At 59.8% G+C, this 19,883-nt stretch carries 20 protein-coding genes and 1 pseudogene; 17 read left to right on the plus strand and 4 right to left on the minus strand.

The annotated features are described in order from the left end of the window. Nucleotides 1-69: 69 nt before the first annotated feature. Complete coding sequence (locus DP106_RS01305; protein ID WP_120082806.1) at nucleotides 70-342, minus strand: MarR family transcriptional regulator; 273 nt, start codon at nucleotides 340-342, stop codon at nucleotides 70-72. Between the two features lie 187 nt (nucleotides 343-529). Here DP106_RS01305 and DP106_RS01310 point away from each other — a divergent pair, with 187 nt between their 5' ends. Next, nucleotides 530-1,231 carry a class I SAM-dependent methyltransferase gene (locus DP106_RS01310; RefSeq protein WP_120082761.1) on the plus strand — a complete coding sequence of 234 codons (702 nt, stop codon included), beginning with the start codon at nucleotides 530-532 and terminating at the stop codon, nucleotides 1,229-1,231. On the opposite strand, the gene DP106_RS01315 is transcribed toward DP106_RS01310, so the two are convergent. Together DP106_RS01315 and DP106_RS01320 are read right to left on the minus strand one after the other, a co-directional pair. After that, nucleotides 1,232-1,642, minus strand: coding sequence for a TRAM domain-containing protein (locus DP106_RS01315; RefSeq protein WP_120082763.1), 411 nt, complete (start codon nucleotides 1,640-1,642; stop codon nucleotides 1,232-1,234). A gap of 160 nt (nucleotides 1,643-1,802) precedes the next feature. Further along, entirely contained in the window at nucleotides 1,803-2,696 is an 894-nt protein-coding gene (locus tag DP106_RS01320; protein ID WP_240625301.1) for a mechanosensitive ion channel family protein, read from the minus strand. Between the two features lie 93 nt (nucleotides 2,697-2,789). Here DP106_RS01320 and DP106_RS01325 point away from each other — a divergent pair, with 93 nt between their 5' ends. The 10 genes and pseudogenes from DP106_RS01325 (at nucleotide 2,790) to DP106_RS01370 (ending at nucleotide 11,559) form a co-directional block, all read left to right on the plus strand. Next, nucleotides 2,790-3,827 carry a zinc-dependent alcohol dehydrogenase family protein gene (locus tag DP106_RS01325; RefSeq protein WP_120082764.1) on the plus strand — a complete coding sequence of 346 codons (1,038 nt, stop codon included), beginning with the start codon at nucleotides 2,790-2,792 and terminating at the stop codon, nucleotides 3,825-3,827. Between the two features lie 78 nt (nucleotides 3,828-3,905). After that, nucleotides 3,906-4,268 (plus strand): hypothetical protein, encoded by a 363-nt coding sequence (locus DP106_RS01330; protein WP_120082766.1) that lies wholly within the window; start codon nucleotides 3,906-3,908, stop codon nucleotides 4,266-4,268. Between the two features lie 189 nt (nucleotides 4,269-4,457). Then, entirely contained in the window at nucleotides 4,458-5,582 is a 1,125-nt protein-coding gene (locus DP106_RS01335; protein WP_240625302.1) for a hypothetical protein, read from the plus strand. A 208-nt stretch (nucleotides 5,583-5,790) separates the two neighbouring features. Continuing rightward, a complete protein-coding gene (locus DP106_RS01340; RefSeq protein ID WP_120082768.1) occupies nucleotides 5,791-6,447 on the plus strand; it encodes a trimeric intracellular cation channel family protein in 657 nt (218 codons plus the stop codon). Between the two features lie 323 nt (nucleotides 6,448-6,770). Next, nucleotides 6,771-7,670 (plus strand): COG1361 family protein, encoded by a 900-nt coding sequence (locus DP106_RS01345; RefSeq protein WP_165857792.1) that lies wholly within the window; start codon nucleotides 6,771-6,773, stop codon nucleotides 7,668-7,670. Continuing rightward, the gene (locus DP106_RS01350) at nucleotides 7,667-8,332 is read left to right on the plus strand and encodes an ABC transporter ATP-binding protein (RefSeq protein WP_120082770.1); all 666 of its coding nucleotides are present in this window, start codon (nucleotides 7,667-7,669) and stop codon (nucleotides 8,330-8,332) included. The genes DP106_RS01345 and DP106_RS01350 overlap by 4 nt, the downstream gene beginning before the upstream one ends. Next, nucleotides 8,329-9,474, plus strand: coding sequence for an ABC transporter permease (locus DP106_RS01355; protein ID WP_120082771.1), 1,146 nt, complete (start codon nucleotides 8,329-8,331; stop codon nucleotides 9,472-9,474). The genes DP106_RS01350 and DP106_RS01355 overlap by 4 nt, the downstream gene beginning before the upstream one ends. A gap of 197 nt (nucleotides 9,475-9,671) precedes the next feature. Further along, nucleotides 9,672-10,301: a TetR/AcrR family transcriptional regulator gene (locus tag DP106_RS01360; RefSeq protein WP_120082773.1), complete on the plus strand. Its 630-nt coding sequence runs from the start codon at nucleotides 9,672-9,674 to the stop codon at nucleotides 10,299-10,301. A gap of 63 nt (nucleotides 10,302-10,364) precedes the next feature. Next, nucleotides 10,365-10,819 (plus strand): annotated as a pseudogene (locus DP106_RS16495) (SLOG cluster 4 domain-containing protein). Between the two features lie 41 nt (nucleotides 10,820-10,860). Next, entirely contained in the window at nucleotides 10,861-11,559 is a 699-nt protein-coding gene (locus DP106_RS01370; protein WP_120082774.1) for an SDR family NAD(P)-dependent oxidoreductase, read from the plus strand. Nucleotides 11,560-11,901: 342 nt separating this feature from the next. Here DP106_RS01370 and DP106_RS01375 read toward each other — a convergent pair whose 3' ends face one another. Further along, entirely contained in the window at nucleotides 11,902-12,834 is a 933-nt protein-coding gene (locus DP106_RS01375) for a ZIP family metal transporter (protein ID WP_120082775.1), read from the minus strand. Between the two features lie 156 nt (nucleotides 12,835-12,990). On the opposite strand from DP106_RS01375, the gene DP106_RS01380 reads away from it, so the two are divergent. The 6 genes from DP106_RS01380 (at nucleotide 12,991) to DP106_RS01405 (ending at nucleotide 19,770) form a co-directional block, all read left to right on the plus strand. Then, nucleotides 12,991-14,172 carry a PQQ-dependent sugar dehydrogenase gene (locus tag DP106_RS01380; protein ID WP_120082776.1) on the plus strand — a complete coding sequence of 394 codons (1,182 nt, stop codon included), beginning with the start codon at nucleotides 12,991-12,993 and terminating at the stop codon, nucleotides 14,170-14,172. 200 nt (nucleotides 14,173-14,372) lie between these two features. Then, the gene (locus DP106_RS01385; RefSeq protein ID WP_120082778.1) at nucleotides 14,373-15,113 is read left to right on the plus strand and encodes a 2-phosphosulfolactate phosphatase; all 741 of its coding nucleotides are present in this window, start codon (nucleotides 14,373-14,375) and stop codon (nucleotides 15,111-15,113) included. Continuing rightward, nucleotides 15,113-15,883 (plus strand): PHP domain-containing protein, encoded by a 771-nt coding sequence (locus DP106_RS01390; protein WP_120082779.1) that lies wholly within the window; start codon nucleotides 15,113-15,115, stop codon nucleotides 15,881-15,883. The genes DP106_RS01385 and DP106_RS01390 overlap by 1 nt, the downstream gene beginning before the upstream one ends. A 199-nt stretch (nucleotides 15,884-16,082) precedes the next feature. After that, nucleotides 16,083-16,946, plus strand: coding sequence for a hypothetical protein (locus DP106_RS01395; RefSeq protein WP_240625304.1), 864 nt, complete (start codon nucleotides 16,083-16,085; stop codon nucleotides 16,944-16,946). Nucleotides 16,947-16,969: 23 nt separating this feature from the next. Beyond that, complete coding sequence (locus DP106_RS01400) at nucleotides 16,970-18,814, plus strand: ABC transporter ATP-binding protein (RefSeq protein ID WP_120082780.1); 1,845 nt, start codon at nucleotides 16,970-16,972, stop codon at nucleotides 18,812-18,814. Beyond that, nucleotides 18,811-19,770: an energy-coupling factor transporter transmembrane component T family protein gene (locus DP106_RS01405; RefSeq protein WP_120082782.1), complete on the plus strand. Its 960-nt coding sequence runs from the start codon at nucleotides 18,811-18,813 to the stop codon at nucleotides 19,768-19,770. The genes DP106_RS01400 and DP106_RS01405 overlap by 4 nt, the downstream gene beginning before the upstream one ends. The last annotated feature ends 113 nt before the right edge of the window (nucleotides 19,771-19,883 follow it).

A 19,883-nucleotide genomic window follows, 5' to 3' on the forward strand; every position in this document is an offset into this window, starting at 1 on the left:
CGGTCTACTACACCGGCTGCTATATAAAAGGGGTGATCAGCGGCGACACCATCTGATTGAGCCTGACGCTCAGGTGTTACGGTAGTAGACCTGTTTGCGGGCGTCTTTGAAGCTGTACCGGGAGCCGATCAGCTCTGATTCCTCCAGTCGGTTGAGCGCGTATCGCACCGTCCGATCCGGCAGCAACGACTCCTCGGCAAGCTCGCCTTGCGAGAGTGGTTCGTCGCCCTCAAGCACCTTGGCAATAAGTTTTGCACTCGGCGGTAGCTCCCGGAGCCGCTCGCGGAACTCGGCATCTGAGAGTCGAACTGGACTGTTAGCCTCGATCGGACTAGTGCTCATATTTATCTCACCGCCGAGGCCAGTGGTAAAGGTTGTCTCCATATTGCGCCGGTAAATATATATTGTATAAGGTCACAAACGTGGGATTCCGTCTGTCGGCGACCGCCCGACGTAGCCCCCAGGATCGCTCCGTTAGTGGGGCGTATCCAGTACGGTTTTATCCCTCGGGTGAGCAGTTGCCGCCAGCGTGAAAGGCACCGAGTGGTACCAGGCCGACGAGATCGCCGAGGCCTACGACGACAAGCGGTTTTCCGGCGGTGGGCAGTTCATCGATCGCCGCGAAAAAACAGCCGTTCGCAACGCGCTGGGGCCGGTCGCAGACAAGGAGATCCTTGAGGTTGCCTGCGGCACCGGCCGATTTACCGTCATGCTGGCACAGTTGGGTGCCGACATTGTCGGCCTCGACGTGTCGGATGCGATGTTGGCACAAGGCCGCGAGAAAGCACAGGCTGTCGGCGTCGACGACACCGTCGAGTTCATGCGCGGTGATGCGGCGCGGCTGCCGTTTCCCGACGATCATTTCGATGCCGTCTTCGCGATGCGATTTTTCCATCTCGCCGACCGGCCGGTAACGTTTCTTACAGAGCTGGCTCGTGTCTCGGCGGGGCCGGTACTGTTTGATACGTTCAATCTCGAAAGCAGCCGCGTGCTGTACAACTGGCTGTTGCCGATGGGCTCGCGGCTCTACTCCCGGCAGGCCGTCGAGAGCCTGCTGGCCGACGCCGGTGTCGACCTCGTCGACGCCACCCACGATTTCGTCTTGCCGTATGGGTTCTACCGTAGCCTCCCGACGCGACTCGCTCGCCCGTTCCGCAAACTCGATCGGGCGGTCGGCTCGGCGGGCGGCGGCGACCGCGTGGCCTCGGTGTCCTACTGGGTCGTCGAGTAATTAGAACTCTTCCTCGATGATCTCGCCGACCGCGAAGTTGGATTTGACCTCCGAGACCTCGATTTTGACGCGCTCGTCGATCTCCGCGCCGGGGACGATAATCACGTAGCCGCGTTCGACACGGGCGATCCCGTCGCCCTGTTTGCCGATATCCTCGATCTCGACGTAGCGAAGTTCACCGGGCTCGACGGGCGGTTGTGGCTCGCCACGGTCGCCGCTGGTCGTCGAAGAGTCATCGATTGTCGTCGACGCTGTCGTGTCGGTGCCGTCGATCAACGCCACCCGATAGCTTTCACCAACCTCGATATCACCGGTTTCGACCTCGCGTTTCGGCACCTCGACCGTGTAGCCGTCGGCGGATTCGCTCACAGACGCGCTGAACAGACAGAGGAGTTGCTCTGAGAGTTCCATAGATGACTTCCCTCAGACAACGGCGACCGATGATAATAGAAGTACCGCCACCGCGACGAACCCACTGGCGGTGGGCGGTGTTCCGAGCAGGCGAGGGTGTACAGTAGCGAAAAAACAACAGCGCGGCCAGTCCAAAGCGGCGATAGCGCAGTGAGCGCGGTCAGTCGTCGGCGGGCGAAGTCTCGATGTCGCGGCTGTTGATATCGATCTCGCCGGTGAGTTCCGTGTAGGGGTACGGCATGCCGATCCCTTCGGCGTCGAAGCGACGCTTGACGTTCTCGACGAGTGTGTGCTTCACACCACCGGCACCGGTCTCTGCGGGGTCGATCCAGACACGGCCGTTTAGGACGACCGCTGAGTCGCCAAGGCCGGTCACCGGCGCGGACGGTTCCGGATCCGCAAGCACGCCATCGATCTTGCTGGCTTCATCAAGAATCGCCGCTCTGGCATCCGAGATGCTGGCCCCATACTCGATGCCGAAGTCGGCGGTGACACGGCGGGTTTCATTGGCGACAGGGTTGGTGACGACCGCGTTGGCGAGGTCGCTGTTCGGGACGGTGAGCTGCTCGTTGTCGAAGGTATCAAGCTTCGAAACCCGGAGGTTGATCTCCCGGACGATACCGCTGTTGCCATCCCACTCGATGTAGTCGTCGACAAGAAATGGCTTGTCCTTGAGGATGAAAATCCCTGCAACGAAGTTCTCGATGATGTCGCCGGCGGCAAAGGACACTCCTAACGCGAGCGCGCCGGCCAGCGTCGCAAACGCCGAGAGGATCGCTGGGAAGCCGGCGACCGTCGCGGCGATGGCGACGGCACCAACGACCGCGAGCACGGCGGCGACGCTTGAGCCAAGACTCACGACCGCCGAAGAGAACTCCCGTGCGTTGAGTGCCCTCTTTGTTGCCCGGACAAGCACCGATTTGCCGATTCGGTACAGCAACAGGAACGTCACAAGGAACGTGATGACTGTGATCCCGAAGTCGACGACGACGTTCCCGTACTGTGTCAGGAGGCCATCCAGACTGGTCGGAACTTGCAGTAGTGTAAGTAGCACGATTATATCATTGTCTAATACGGGTTAAAACCGGGGGGCACAGCCGATCCGGCCGACAGATGGGTTTTTCATTGCTGAACACACCTAGCCAGTATGCGCGCAGCTACCTTCCATGGCCCCGGCGACATCCGCGTTGAATCTGTCCCACAACCGGAACTCGATTCCTCGCGTGGCGCAATCGTTCGTGTTACCCACACCGCGGTCTGTGGCTCCGATCTCTGGTTTTATCGCGGCGAAAGCGACCGCGAGGTGCCCTCTCGGGTCGGCCACGAGCCGATGGGGATCGTCGAGGCAGTCGGCGACGATGTTGTCTCCATCGATCCCGGCGATCGCGTGCTCGCACCGTTTTTCATCAGCTGTGGCCGCTGTGAGTTCTGCCGGAAGGGACTGCATACCTCCTGTGTGAATCAGGACAGTTGGAGCGGCGGCAACGGCGGCGCGCAAGGCGAGTACGTCCGATGTCCCGAAGCCGACGGGACGCTCGTTCGCGTCCCTGACCGCCATGCCGACGACGAAGACACGCTTCGCTCGCTGCTGCCGTTGACTGACGTGATGGGCACCGGCCACCACGCCGCCGTCAGCGCGGGTGTTGAGGCGGGGTCGGCCGTTGCGGTCATCGGCGACGGCGCGGTCGGGCTTTGTGGCGTGCTGGCGGCTAAGCGACTCGGCGCGGAGCGGATCATCGCGATGGGCCACCACGAGGATCGCCTCGAAATCGCCGCGGAGTTCGGCGCGACCGACTGTGTCAGCGAACGCGGCGACGAGGCCATCGAGCGCGTCCACGAGCTCACAAACGGCGGCGTCAACCACGTTATGGAGTGTGTCGGCGCGACCTCCTCGATGGAGACTGCTATCGGCGTCGCCCGTCCCGGCGGCACCGTCGGCTACGTCGGCGTGCCTCACGGCCTCGGCGACGGCCTCGATCTGGCACCGTTCTTCCGCGCCAACGTCACGCTGAACGGCGGCGTTGCCCCCGTCCGCGCCTACGCTGAGGAGTTGATGGCCGACGTGTTGCAGGGGACGCTTGACCCGTCGCCGATCTTCACGAAGACAGTCGATCTCGACGGCGTTCCGGAGGGGTACGCCGCGATGGACAACCGTGAGGCGGTGAAGGTGCTCGTTAAACCGTAGTCCGTCGACGAAGACACAGGGATCGACCGTGTTGGATTGTGCCACGGATTTTTGATGGCATAGATCGTAGCCAACCGCATGGCTTCGTCCAGAAGCGGGTTTCTCACCGCTGCAACGCTGCTTGCACTTGTGGGCTCAGTTGGTGCCGCTCTCTCACCGATCATCGCAGGGGCGTCGGCGGCGTACACCGGCAGTATCACCACCAGCGGCGTGTTGGGCGTCGTGTTTGCCGGCCGATCCGTCCAACTGTATCGAGCGACCGAAACCGTCAGCCTCCCGGCGGCTGTCCTCACAACGATCTTCGGCGGGTGGTTCATGGCTGCCCCACTGTTGTACGATGTCGGCTTCATCGCCACGGCCGGGACGCAGTTGTCCGGAACGATAGTGGCAACGTTTGGCCTGTACACCGTCGTTGCCGGGGGTACTTCGTCTGCCGCGTAGGCATATAGCCCCCGTATTGAGCTATGGGTACATGATCACCCACGTCATAGCTCCGCTACCGTAACGTTGATAATAAAACGAACGTTCGTTCGGGACGCGGTGGAACGATCATGATAGATACAGCGAGACACAGACCGTACAGACCCAGTAGACAGAAGCGATCACACACGCGACCGGTGGTGACGATGAATGGTCGTTGAACCGGTCACGGTACTGCAGGCCTTCGGCGGCTCACTCGCCGACGTGACAGCCGTCCTCGGTGAGGCATCCATCTGGATCGGCGCGTTCGCCGGCGGGGCCTTTGGTGCCGCCATCGGCGCGCTGCCGGCGTTCATTCTGACCGGGCTGTTGGTCATCGCCGGCGCGGCGGCCAATATCGTCGGCGTCGCCCCTGAGGGCGCGGTTGGGCTTGTCGGCGTCGGCTTCGGCCACGTCTTCGGCCCCCATATTTCGTTTGCTGGCGGCGCGGCCGCGGCGGCCTACGCGGCCAAACGCGGCTACATGGAGAGTGGGTTTGACTTCCACAACGCGAAAGATATCGGTTTCGCCCTCGGCACCAAGCCCGATGTACTGGCCGTCGGCGGGGCCTTCGGCCTGCTGGGGATTGCCGTCGAACAACTGTCCCGCAACCTGCTGATCCCGGTCGATCCGATCCCGGTCAGCATCGTCGTCAGCGCGTTTGTTCACCGAGCAGTCTTCGGCTACGCGCTGATCGGTAACCCACAGGGCTCGGGCCTGCTCGATATGGGGCCCTTCGAGCGCGGTGACACCCTTGCGGAGACTGCCAACGGTGGTGCAGTCGCCAACGACAACGGCACCGAAAACGGCGGCGAATCGGCCAGCGGGTGGCTGGCGACTGAGCCATGGCTGCCACAGCAGTACAAATGGGCCAACGTCGCCATGATCGGGCTGGCTGCTGGGCTGGCGTCGGGCTATCTCGCCTTCCGCACCGGGAGCCCGTTCCTCGGCTTTGGGCTGAGCGCGGCCTCACTGTTGTTCCTCAACCTTGGTGTCGAGCGGTTCCCGGTGACTCACCACATCACCCTGGCTGGCTCGACGATCTTCCTCGCGGTGACGGCCTCGGGTGAGGCCGCGCTCTCTGGCCTTCCACCCGCCGTTGGCCTGCTGTTTGCCGGTGGGATTGGCGTTGTTGCCGCGCTGGCCGGCGAGGCCACCCAGCGGATCTTCTACGCCCATGGCCGCACCCACATCGATCCGCCCGCGATGGCGATCATCATCTGGTCGTTCGGCGTCGGGCTCCTGTATGTCGCTGGCGTGTTGCCGACCGGCGTCTGGATCCCTGGAACGGTCTGAGCGATCACGTGGCGGTTCGGCCCTCGGCAGCCCTCGCTGGCTGCCACCACACTCCTTGTCGTGCGGCGATAGATAACTGCGATAGCTCCTGACGAGCTGTGCGAACCAACGATCAGCGCAACGGTAGTAGCGATCGTTTACTTGTTTACGATTTGAGAGGAGAACCGATACGTGCCACTCAATAGCGTTGACCCCAAAGCCAAACACAGTGAGTCAGGATGCCCTCGGGCTGCTCTTCGGCGATCCCTTTGCGGTGATGAATACGATCGGCTTGACCGCCTTCGCCCTCGTTGGTGCCTCGAAGGCTATCCGTGAGGAGTTCGACCTGCTTGGACTCATCATCGTCGGGCTTGCTATGGCGTTTGCTGGTGGCGCGACACGTGATCTGCTCGTGACACGAACCCCGCTGGCCCTGCAATCACCGATTGAAATCAGCCTGGGACTTCTCGGCGTTGGCTTGGCGATCGCCCTGAGCATCGTGCTTGAATCACCGGAAACACATCCGGTAACGCTCGTCGCCGACGCGATCGGCCTCGCTGCCTTTGCGACGACGGGAGCCATCGTCGCAACTGAGGCTGGCGTGTCGGCGTTTGGCATCGTTGCGATTGCGACGATCAACGCCGTTGGTGGTGGTGCTGTCGCCGACATTTTGCTAGATCGACCCCCGTTTATTCTCTTTGAGGACTTCTATGCGAGCTGTGCCGTCCTCGGTGGAGCCGCTTATTGGGTCGTCGGCTTGCTTGGCGTCTCAGCGGGTACCGCTGCGGTGGTGTGTGCGCTGGTGACCGTCGGGACGCGGTTGGTGGCGGTGGTATTCGACTGGAGCCTCCCGACCGTTCAAACGTTGGGGCTTCGGAGCGACTGAGAGCGGCTCCTATCCGATCGGTCTGCCTTTCCAACGGCTTCATTGACGCTTAGACAGCTCGGGGGTCTATAGAACATATGCCCAGACCGATGGGGATCATCTGGCGGTGCCGTTCGTGTGAAGCGTCTCTCGGGTCGAATGTCATTCAAGTTACTGGCTGATGTCGAGTTTCTCACCGTGAAACAGTTCCCATGTGACTTTGTGAGTGAATCTACTACCGGTGATATGAGCGACGACGAACCTAGTAACCTACCCCTTGTCATGACGGATGTAAAGATCAACCACCCACCATGATTGATTTCAACCAACGTGGCTCACAGTGTGTGAAGCTGCGAGTTATCTGTACTGCTATTATACTCACGACCATTCTGTTGGTAGGCATCCAATCAGCTGCGGCCTCAGCACCGCCCGTTCAAATTGAAATATCAACAGATGTAGAGGAACCAAAACCGGGAGAACCAGTTGAGATTGACGCGAATATCTCGAATCTTGCAAACAATAATAACCAAAATGTACGAGTGCGGTATGTGTGGTTGCGTGAAGGCGGTGAATTAGATACATACCAACAATCGGAGGATGTGGGTGTGATCGCTCCCGGTGGGGAACTCACAATCCCGTTCTCAGTCACGTTTACCAGCACTGGTCAGAAGCATCTTGATCTGGTTATTACTGTGTCAAACGAGGGTGGAGATTCATCACACACGTATAAAAAGCCACTTTACATTGATGTAATAGATGACTCGGATCTCCGTGGCGATGTGCGTCTGACAAGCAACTCAGTCACCGGCAGCGGAACCGTCAGCATTGAGGGCGATGCCGCAAATATCGGCGGTACCGATGTCGAATCAGTGCTATTGCGTGTTCCAGAGACAGGCTCGGTTTCGCCGAGCCCGCCGAACGGCGAGTACTATGTTGGCGGCATCGAGACCAGTGAATTTGGCACGTATGAGCTCACCGCTGACATCGCCAATGGGACAGACTCGGTGCCGGTTGAACTCACATACATCACGACCGGAGAGAATCGTGATGACGAACGGGTAACGAAAACCCAGCAAATACCGGTGGCAGATTCACTATCAGGGTTCCCCCGAACACAACAAGCCCAAGCGACAGCGACTACCACACCACCATCTGGTGGTGGGCCACCAATCTTGCTCATTGGGGGTGTGGCTGTCCTCGTAGTCATCAGCATCCTCGGGGTGGTGTTGTGGCGTAGACAATGAGTGTCATCGAACTTGTGGATGTGGTCAAGGAATACAAGAGTGGCGAGGAGTTGATCACCGCCCTTGATGACGTGACGTTTCAGGCCAGTCACGGCGAGATGGTCACGATCATCGGTCCATCAGGGTCGGGCAAGAGTACCTTGCTTAATATGATTGGCCTGCTTGACACGCCGACTGAGGGAGCCGTGCAACTCAATGGTCGTGATGTCACGGATTGTTCTCCAGATGAGCTAACGGAGGAACGACGATCAGAGATCGGGTTCGTCTTTCAGGATTATCACCTGCTTCCGATGCTCACAGCGACAGAAAACGTTGAACTCCCAACGATGTGGGAGCCCACCCTCGACAAACATGACCGAGCCGTTGATCTCCTTGGCCGTGTTGGGCTGAGTGATCGATTATCCCACCAACCAACCCAGCTATCCGGCGGTCAACGGCAACGAGTTGCCATCGCGCGGGCCCTCATCAACGAGCCCGATGTGCTACTGGCCGATGAGCCAACCGGTAATTTAGATCAAGATACCGGAGCAACGATCCTAGATGAGTTGACTCGGCTCAAAGAAACCGAGGAGATCGCGATTGTCGCGGTCACGCATGATGAACAGTTGGTCGAGTACGCCGACCGGGTCGTTGAACTGGTTGATGGGACGGTTACCTCATGAGTAGCAAACACTTCGTACATCGATTCCCGAGTGTACTGATGGCCTGGCGGAACCTTGGCCGCAATCGGGTTCGAACCGCGTTGGCGACACTCGGTATCCTCATCGGGGTGGTCGCAATCGCATCGTTAGGGATGGCGACGGCAGCCCTCCAACAACAGGCCACCGCGGATCTACAAGGGTTATCAAATGAGGTCACCGTCTCTGCGGGGCCGGATCACTCTCATGATGGGATCACCGCTGATCAAGTCGACGACATTGAGACAGTCACCGGCGATGCAACGGTTGTTCCAGAGAAATCCAATGTCACAACGCTGTCGGCCCGAAACGGGGCTGAAACACGGCTCCGGGTGACCGCACTAACAAAGGCGGATGCGATGTACAACGTGAGCCGAGGGCAGGTCTCAAATCGGCTCCGATCAGGAGCGTTACTCACCGAATCAGACGCCGAGCGGCTGGGGTTAGAGATCGGTGATCCGGTATCGTATAACAATAGATTATACCGTATTCAAGGGATCCTGTCGTCGTCGCAGGGGTTCGGTGGTGGGCGACGTGAACTCGTCGTCCCGATGTCAGCGATGGCCGAGCAAGATCACTACGATTCAGTGACTGTCTTGACTACCTCTGAGCAGTCGGTAGAGAGCCTGACAACCGATATTGAGTCGTGGTTCAACGACGACGACGAGCAGATCGTCAACGTCAGAAACTTTGCTGCCGTCCAGCAGAATGTCGATTCGTTTCTTGGCACCTTACAGCTCGGACTGTTAGGGATCGGCTCGATCTCGCTGGTGGTCGCCAGTGTCGCCATTCTCAACGTGATGCTGATGAGCACTGTCGAACGTCGCGGCGAGATCGGCGTTCTACGGGCTGTTGGCATCAGGCGTGGAGAGGTGCTTCGCATGATCCTCACAGAAGCCGCCTTCCTCGGTGTGATCGGTGGCATCCTTGGTGTGGTGGTGTCTGCGGCCATTGGGGTCGTGATCTTCGAGATCTTAGTCGGGAGTCCGCTTGATGCATTCAGCTGGCAAAGTGCACGATATCTGCTGTATGGAATGGGGTTTGCGGTGTTTGCGAGCGTCCTTAGCGGGCTCTATCCGGCCTGGAAGGCCGCAAATGAACGCCCCGTTGAGGCACTTCGTGAGTGAAAGACCTACTTTCACCCGAATCCAAAGCCACTGCCCCTAATCAGAGCTCAATGGATCTGTCTCGCCTGCTAAAGTGCTGCTAAGCTGTTCAGAAGTCTGTTTCGCTGTGTTCTGTTGAGTCACCCCGATCTCTGTACGGCAGTGTCGCGTGGCTACGGGTACCAAGCTATTTTCGGCCTGACAGCGAAGTCACATCCATGAGTGACGAAGCACCGCTTGACGGCAACCCAGCTGATACCCATGAGGCCATCATGATGGCCACGTTTGTTGCGCTCCGCAAACACGGCTATCCTGGCATCTCAATCCAGCGGATCGCCGACGAGTCTGACCTGACGAAATCGACGTTTTATCACCACTTTGATGGGAAAGACGACATCCTTCTTTCGTTCGTTGAGTATATGCGTGACTACTTCGAGCGAGGGTATCGGATCGAGTCCACCGGTGACCCGGTTGGCGACCTCGACGCATTCGTGACCGTGTCGCTCGGCGAGTATCCGGCTGCCGAGGGAACGCCGGACGCCGACGCGCGGCTCTCAACCTATCTGGAGCTGCGAGCCCAAGCGATCCAAAACCCGGCGTTTCAATCCGAGTTCACCGAGCTGTCGGCCGCCCTCGTCGAGAACCTCACCGAGATCATCGAAACCGGGGTCAAGCAGGGTGTCTTTGCTGTTGACGATCCGGAAACGATGGCGGAGTATCTGGTCACCACCATCGAAGGCATCAATCTCCAGCAGACAACGCGGACTGATGACCCCCGATCGATGCTCCACAAAGAGCTGGAAACCTACATCGAGAGAACGGTACTGGTTGACGGTGTCGGGTTCTGACTGCAATCGGTCGACAGCTTGACGGCCAAAACCAGCGAGAGCCCTAGCGGCGAGAGGTAGGATGTGCATGTCAGCGTTATCGGCGGCAGCACGGTCAACGAAGCGGAGGATGTCACAACACAGACGCTCGGCAGACGGCGTGCCGACCGCGGCCACGAGGTCATCTGTAGCGGTAGCACCGGCGTTATCGACGCCGTCTGTCGGAGCACTCGGTCGGCCGGTGGCCACACCATCGGTATTTTTTGCGCTCGGAGCCGGCGGCTGCCACCCCCTTCGTTGAGACGGTGATCGCCACCGGGGTCACCGATGGCCGAAATGCGGTCGCTGTGTTGAACGGCGGTGCTGTCATCGCCGTCGACAGCGGCCCGGGGGTGCTGTCAGAGCTCGGCCATGCGCTCACGCTGGGCAAGCCGGTCGCTGGGATCGACACTCATCGCGTCGACAGCGTCGTGTGGATCGAACACGTCGATCCCACACAGCGGCGATCGACTACGTCGAAGCCAGCGTCTGAGCTGTAGTGGGGCGGACAGCTTTTGCCGCTTGTGGCCCTGTCGTTTGCATGGAGATTCCTCTCTACGACAGCTTGGATGGGCAGGTCGCGCTTGTCACCGGTGCGACCCGTGGAATCGGCAAGCGAATCGCCGACGGACTCGTCGATCAGGGCGCGACCGTCTACGCCGGCGCGCGCGACACCGCTGACATCGGTAACGACGACCGCGAGGCAATCGAACTCGACGTGACGGTCGACGCCAATCGTGTCGCGGCCATCGACCGCATCTCTGAGGAGGCCGGCCACCTCGATATCCTCGTCAATAACGCCGGCGTGATGGACAGCCGCGAATCGCTGGGCGAGATGCCGACCGAGACAATCGAGCAGACGTTGTCGACGAACCTCCACGGCCCAATTCACCTGACGAAGCAGGCGCTTGATCTCTTGTTGCCACAGCCCGGCCCCCGCGTCGTCAACGTCTCCTCCGGGCTCGGGGCGATCACCGAGCCACAGTCTGGCGGAATGCCGGCCTACCGGATCTCAAAGACGGGGCTCAACGGACTCACGCGCTATCTTGACGGCGAATACAGCACACAGGGGTTGCTCGCAAACTCGGTCTGTCCCGGCTATGTTCAGACCGATATGACCGAGGGGAGCGCGCCCAGAACACCTGAAAAGGGTGCAGAAACACCGATCTGGCTGGCGCGGTTCAGACCCGACGCCCCGAGCGGTGAGTTCTGGCGCGATCAGTCATCAAAAGAGTGGTGACTGCGATCAAAACGGCTCACAACGGGATTTCGAGAGCCATCCCGACCAGAAGGAACAGGAGCATCAGTCCAACGATCCCTAAGCCGATTTTCTGGATGGTATTCATTGCTGTCAAACTAGTGGCAACAATCATAAAACGGGTGGCCGCACCGAGCAGCCGAGTGGTGAGGCGTCAACGTCGACAACGGTTCACAGAGTTCACAAGGCGGATGCCACGGGGTCGTTCGGAGATCGAAGATTTCCGTGATGTGGCCAGAAATCGGAGATTTCTGGCTGCCTGCCGGACGCAGTCTGGCAACGACGAGAATCGAAGATTCTCGAACCACCTGCCCCCGAGGCAGTTTACACGTACAACAACGGCAGCATCAACAACACGCCAGCGGCGATCCCGGTCGCCAACTCACCGTAGCCGTGACGCGGAAGATCGATACCGGTGGCCAACGCCTCCGGAATAAACTCCGTGAGCACAAGATAGACCATCGCGCCGGCCGCAAAGCCAAATCCGAACGGAAGGAACGATTCGGCCCAGGTGACAAACCCAAAGGCGATGACCGCGCCGATCGGCTGTGGGAGGCTCGAAAACACCGCCGCGCCGACCATCCGCCACTTCGAGAGCCCCATCGCCCGCATCGGAATGGCGATGGCGGTGCCTTCGGGGATGTTGTGGATCGAGATCGCGACCGTCATGAAGACGGCTAACAGCGGCACGGAGATACCGAGCACGCCGACCCCACCCTCCAACCCGAGTTCCGCAAAGGAGACGCCGACGGCGACACCCTCCGGGAAGCTGTGAACGGTCAGAATCCCCAGAATCAACACGAGCTTTTTCAGATCGCCCTCGGCGAAGGCTTCGACGTCGATCGGATGGTCGTGGGGTTCCCCGTCGCCATCGGTACGTGCCTCGCCATCGATAGCGGCGGCTGCCGCGTCAGCGTCAGAGTCGTCCGCGTGGTCGTGCGCCGCATCGTGGCCGCCGTCGCCACCGACATCGGCCGCATCGAGCACGCGATCAGCAACCTCAACGAGGGCAACCCCCGCAACGAGGCCACCGATCAGCAGCGTCGGCAACCCGTCGCTGGCGTAGGCCAACCCCTCGTTGACGAGGCCGAACAGTGATGCGGCGACCATGATCCCCGAGGCGATCCCCCAAAGTGCGACGTTCCAGCGGTCGCTGAAATCATCGACAAAGAAAAACGGGATCGCCCCAAGCCCGGTCGCCAACGCCGTGATCAGCCCGGCAATAAAGACGAACGTCAGGTTCACCAAGAGACCCATATCCGTATGTTCCCGTTCGATTGCAAAGAAACTTTGCAAGTTCAAAATAAAATTTTGTCCAACCTAAAACAGATTCGGCCGGTGGCCAACTCCCGTAGACAATGTAGTCGTTGGTGAGACGGTGTCGTTTTGCCCGCCGGATCCAAACAGCGGTGTATGTGGCGACGCAGCTATCTCTCGGCCGTTGGCGCGGTCGGCATCGGCGCGGTTGGCGGCTGTCTCGGCGGGCCAGCGGGTGAATCGAGTCGCGGGGATCTCGCCGTCGAAACGGTTGTCGACGGGCTCACCCATCCATGGGGGCTGGCCGTCGGTGGCCCCGACGGCGCGCTGTGGGTGACCGAACGCGACACCGGACGGCTGCGCCGCGTCGATCCTGACGCCGGTACGACGACCGCGATCGACGGCACCCCCACCGTCGACACAGCCGGTCAGGGCGGCCTCCTTGATGTGACGTGGGATCCCGATGGTGAGTGGATCTATCTCACCTACGTCGTCGCCAACGAGACCGGCGAAACGACGACCCGGCTCGGTCGCGGGCGGCTCGCCGGCGACGGTGGCTGGAACGCCGAGGGCAACAGCGACCGGCTGATCGAGTTCGAACGGCTGTATACGGCCGAGCCGTTTATCGATGACAACGGGCACTACGGCTCCCGTGTCGCCTTCGGGCCTGAGGGGTATCTCTACATGACCGTTGGTGATCGCCAGTTCAAGAATTTCGGGCCCGACCACGTCGCCCAAGACCGAACCAACGATCTCGGGACAACGCTCCGCCTGCGACCGGATGGCGCGATCCCTTCAGACAATCCCTTTGTCGGCGACGCCGAGGCGCGGGATGCGATCTACAGCTACGGCCACCGGAACGCCCAGGGCCTCGATGTCCATCCCGAAACAGGCGCGATCTGGGAAAGCGAGTTCGGCGAGTCCGACGGCGACGAGATCAACCGGATCGAACGCGGCGGCAACTACGGCTGGCCGGTCGCCGACGAGGGCTGTACCTACGGCACCGGCCAGCCGATCGGCGTGAGCCACGACGACCGCGAAGATGTGATCGCGCCGGTCTTCGGCTGGCCCTGTGGGGAGGACGGCCCTGCCCCGAGCGGGATGACGTTCTACGACGGTGATGCATTCCCCGAGTGGCAGGGTGACCTCTTTGTCGGTGGGTTGGTCACCCAGCGCGTTGTTCATTTGGTGGTCGATGGCGATGAGGTACGCGAGGCGGAACCGTTGTTGGCCGACCGCCAACAACGGATTCGGGATGTGACCGTCGGCCGCGACGGCGCGTTGTACGTCGCTATTGATGCTGGAGACGCGCCGATCGTTCGGCTGCGACCGGCGTAGCGTCGCCGGAAACACCGCAGGTGAGCGACCGCGAGTCAGTAGTTGGTTCAACGTATAGACGCATGAGTCCAGTTCAACCCGTCTCTGCGTCCTAAGAGACGCTGGTTCCTGTGGCCGTGTCGATACGTTCCATTCACTATCCCTCAAGAGGGGCATATAGCCCTCATAGTCACAGTAATACATCGGATCTTGGAAAGCATATGGGCATGCATGCAGCCTCACCGAGGGAGCCGATCCCTGTCGATCGGATGATCCCTGCACGATCACAGATCCCTGCTGACCCCGATCCCGGCAACTACGTCGTTGTTGATGTGGCGCAGTTTTCAACGACTGTGCCGGAACTGTTTGCCAACGGGGCGGAGTATATTCACATCACCGAAAACCGCGGCGAGGAACCAGAGTTTCAACAGGAGCATCCCCGAGCGAAGATCGGCGGCGGCTCCGGGCCCAACTACCGTGGGGAGCCAGGCTATGACTTCTTCAATTCGCCGAGCGTTGTCCAGGATGTCGATGTCGAGGGCCGCCCAACAGCGATGACCTCAACGAACGGCGGCAACGCGGTGACCGATCTCCGACTGGCCGGCGATGATGCCGTCACGGTCTACGTCGGCGGCTTGACCAACGGTGCCGCGCTGGCAGCGCATCTCCGAGCACAAACTGAGCCGACATACTTTGTCGCTGCTGGCTCCAACGGGAAGCCCTCACCCGAGGATATCGCAGGTGCACTGTACATTGCCCGGCATCTCTCCGGGGAGTCGCCGACCGACCACCACCGGAGAACCTACCGTGAGATGGTCGAATATTCGAAGGGGGCCAAATACGAGAAGAAACCACAGATCAAACGGACGGATCTCTACGAGTACGCCCTTGATTTCGACAGCCGTGACGTTGTTCCAAAACTGGACGGCCAGAAGCTCTACGACGTGTCTGGGGCCGAGTGATGCAAACCGATGTCCACTCTCATACGGCGTTTTCCGACGGGTCGACGCTGGCTGCGATGATCGATGCGGCCGAAACGGCAGGGCTTGACGCGCTCGGACTCACCGATCACTGTATCGTCACCGACGACGCCTTTGGTCGTCGTGAGACGTTCGATCTTGTCGAAACGTACGAACAGCGTCGGGCGGTTGTGGACGCGGCCCGCGAGGACACCAGCCTGACGCTGTACGACGCTGCGGAGGTGAGCTACGTCGCCAGCGAGGCGGACGCGATCCGAGAATTCCTATCGACCGCTGACTTTGCGTACACTATCGGTAGCGTCCACTTTGCCGATCAGTATGACTACACTGCTGCCGCACAGTACGCTGATGCGGATAATGAAACGCGCCGAACGGCCGTTGAACGCTACTACGACGCCGTTGTTGAGCTTGTTGACGCCGAGCTGTTCGACGTGCTCGGCCATCTTGATCTACCTGAGCGACTACCTACCCTTCGTGGGTTCTCGACTACTGCGGACTACGAGCGCGTCGCTGCCGCGTTGGCGGACTCACGAACGGTACCTGAGATCAACGCCGGCCGGGTCAACCGGTCGCTGAACCAGGTTCATCCGGATCCCGAGCTGTTTGGTTGCTTCCACGACCACGGTGTTGAGTTCGTGCTCGGCACCGACAGCCACACGCCCGACGAGTTGACCACACGGGTACCGGCTCTCGAAGCCGCCGCTGATCGGTCAGCCGTTGCGGTTGTCGATGTCGACTCGGTGCTGTCGTAGCGACGACCACCGCTTCGTGGTGGATCAATGTTGTCGTTCATTCGGTGACAGGAGGTGTTGGCGTACAGCTATATATTTATATGTAGATTTTATTTTACTATGTGAAGATCATTTCATTTTGTTCGTTCCCAACTGGTTTGAACCGGGATAGACGCCTCATATAATCGCTTAAACGGGATTCACCACCGTTTGTACCCGCATGGCGAGCTACACGTCGTCTGGCTCACACAACCCGTTCAGCTTCGACCATCGGGACATGATGGCGTTCATCCTCATCATGTCGCTGCATGGTCTGCAGAGTATGATCTCGGAACTCCTGCCGAGTATCTCAGGGGTATTAGACGTCCAGATCGGCCCGTTTTGGTTTGTTGCGATGTCGGTCGCGCTGTTGTTCCGATCGTTCTGGGCGTGTCTGGCGATCCCGGTTGGGATCACCGTCTTCGGTGAGATCCTGATCGGCGATTTCAACGCGCTTGGGACGGTCGAAGGGCTGATCGTGATCACCCTGTCGTGGTTCTTTGCGATGTCGCTGATCACTGATCCGACGGATCCAAAACAGATCGCTGTGGTCGGTTTCATCGCAAAGGCGATGGAGGAGATCGGTGCGTGGCTGATCGATGTCGGAAAGTTCTACGTTGGTGTCGAAGAGCTCGACGCGATCGCATGGCTGCCCGAAACCGTCTGGGTGACCGAGGGGATGGGTGCGTTCACCCAGATCATCGTTGCCGGGATCATCTTCGGGGCGATTCCGACGTACTTCCTCTACCCACGGCTGCGTGGGAAGATCGAACCCCTGCTGGGGATGACGCCGGTCGAGGCCCGCGACGGCCCCATGTTCACGCGCTCCTCGGCGAAGCGACTGTTCGCGTGGGGAGCGTTCCTCCCGCTGGCCTTCGTTATCGAGGCGTTCAGCGAGACCAGCGGTGGGCTTATTACCTTCACCCCGCAGTTCGTCGAGACCTACGGTCAAGAGTTCCTGTTCGTCCCGATTCTGGCCGCCGCGGTGGTCGCCTTCAGCGTGGTTGCCTACCGTCAGCGCAAGACGGATTCGCTGGACAACTAACTGGCTGCTGATTTTTTTATTGTATGAGCACACACAGCATCATCGTTGACGATCTGACGTTCGAATACCCCGGTGGCGACGAGTCGGTGCTCCGAGAGGCGGATCTGCGCATCGACTCCGGCGAGTTTACCGCTGTCGTCGGCGGGAACGGCAGCGGGAAAACGACACTCTGTAAAACGTTCAACGGACTCATCCCCCACTTCTTCGAGGGGACGTTTGACGGGGCCGTCCGCGTCGACGGCACTGACACCCGCAACGCCGATGTCGGGGAGCTTTCCCGAACGGTTGGCTACGTGTTTCAGGACTTCGAGAACCAACTCGTCCAGGAGACGGTGCGAGACGACGTTGAGTTCGCGCCGCTGAACTACGGGTTCGACGACTACGAGCAACGGGCCACGAATGCCCTTGAGATGGTCGGCCTCGCCGAGCTTGAAGATCGGTTTATCTGGGAGCTCAGCGGTGGCCAACAACACCTCGTCGCGCTCGCTGGCGTGCTTGCGATGGATCCCGAATTCGTGGTGGTTGATGAACCGGCTGCTCAGCTTGACCCACAGAACGCCCGGGAGGCGTACGAACGACTCCGCTGGCTACACGAGAAACGGGACAAGACGATCATCGTGATCGAACACCACTCGGAGTTCATCGCGGAGTACTGCGATGAGATGGTGTTGGTTTCCGGCGGCGGTGTCGCCTGGAAGGAACCAGCGCAGGTTGGCCTCAACCGACTTGACGATCTGCGTGCCGAAAACATCCATCCGCCACAGGTCACACAGATCGCCGACGCGGTGCCCGCCGGGATGGCGACCGTCTCGGATGGTCGGTATCCGGTAACTGTTGATGAGGCAGAAACCGCATTGTGGGCTGAATCCGCGCCGCCAGACGAACAACAACCAGTAGCCACAGATGGGGCGACCGAGTCGGCATCACGCAGTCGCCCAAGCGAGGAGATCGCTGAAGATCATACCAGTGAGCCTGTTGTCACCCTCCGTGATGTCGGCCATGGTTATCCGACGCTTCGTGAGGGATACAACCAAGTACTCGATGGGTTAGATCTTGATCTGTACGCCGGTGACCGGGTCGCGCTTGTCGGGGCGAACGGCTCGGGCAAATCGACGCTGCTTCGCCTGCTCACCGGTCTTGAGTCACCGGACGATGGCACGGTCTCTGTACTGGGTCAAGAAACGAACAACGCACTTCCCGAGGAGCTTGCAGACGACACCGTCTACATTCACCAGAACCCCGAGGAGATGTTCGTTGAAGACACCGTCCGCAAGGATATCGGCTACTATCTTAAAAACCGCGGTGCAGACGATGTCGAACGGCGTGTCGAGGAGATATTGACGTACCTCGATCTGGAGGAGTTAGCCGACCGCGACGGGCGACTGATGAGCCTGGGCCAACAACGGCGGGCCTCACTTGGGATCGGGTTAGCGACCGACCCAACAGTCGTACTGCTCGACGAACCGACCGGGAGCCTCGATCTTCAGAGCCGCCGGGAGGTGACAGGGATCCTCCGCAAAGCCGAAAGCCACGTCGAAACGGTCGTCATCGCCTCGCATGACCTCCAACTGGTCGCCGGCTGGGCCGATCGGGTGATCGTGCTCAACGAGGGAGACGTGCTCGCGGACGCGCCGCCGGCAGCGGTGTTCGACGATGCGGAACTCCTCGCGGCGGCCGATCTCAGACAGCCGCAGGTGGTTGCGTTGAGCGATCGGCTTGGGTTTGACACACCGGTGCTCACCACCGACGCGATGGTTGAGGCGATCGGGATGAACACAGCGTCGGATGGTACACCCGCAGTCGGCGATGACGCGGCTTCTGACACCGGGATGTCGAACACGACTCAGACGCTTGGGGAGGAACAATGAGCTATCTGACCGCGCTGACGGACATCTCGATTGCGGATCTCAAGGTCGACCTGATGCGGACGGCCTACGACAATGAGGACGCATTGTTGAACACGTTTGATCCACGGGTGGTGTTGCTGTGGACAGTGCTGTTTATGATTATTCCGTGGTTGTTCTACGACACGCTCCCGTTGGTCACCCTGTTGGCGGCAGCGTTCGCCCTCGCGGCACTTTCGCAGGTGAGCAAGTATCTGCTTGCGTTGCTTCTATTCGGGCAGCTCACCAACATCGGCTTTTTTCTCATACTAGTCCCGGCAATGGGTGGCTTAGTTACCGGGTGGGAAGACCTCAGTGCCAACAGTTCACAGCTGATCGATGGTGTCCTCGCAGTTGACCCATCGGTGATCGTTGAGGCTGGCAGCATTGTCGCGGCTGCTGTCGGGGCGGGGATCAACACGGCACTGTCAAGCCAGCAGGCAGGGGTCGAAGCTGTCGGTGCTGTCGTGCCGTTTTTTCTCAAGCTCACCATTATTTCGATAATCAGTTTGGCGGTCTTCTCGGCGATGAGTCCACAAAAGATCAGCCAAGGGATGCTCCGGCTTGGGGTACCGCGACAGCTCACGTTTGCGATCGCTTACGGCTACCGGATGATGCCGCTGCTTGTTGAGGAGTACCACGCGCTCATCAACTCCTTCCGGCTTCGAAGTAAGGTGCCGGAAAAGAAGGGGCTACTGAGCTGGCGATATCTACTCTACCTCCTGAAGCTCTCGGTCAAGGCATTCTACCCGTTGATATTCAATGTCGCCAAACGCTCTCGAGTTACCGTCGAGGCGATGGAGACGAAGGGGTTCTCACAATCACTGAGCGATCCGAAAAGCCGCAAGCTACGAACTGATGATATGATGATTCGATCCCGAGATGTCTCCTTTGTCTTCGGTTCGTTGCTGTTTGTTGCGGGGGTTTGGGTGTTCCTCTAATCGGCCTCTACCCCCCTGTTGCGGTGCTGTAGCGGTGAGACACTGCGGATTTGATACTCGCTCTTCTCGATAAGCCGTAACATCAATTTTGCTGGCGGATCATTGACCAGTCA

Origin of the sequence: Halonotius pteroides (genome assembly GCF_003605635.1) — an archaeon.
Taxonomy (GTDB): Archaea; Halobacteriota; Halobacteria; order Halobacteriales; family Haloferacaceae; genus Halonotius; species Halonotius pteroides.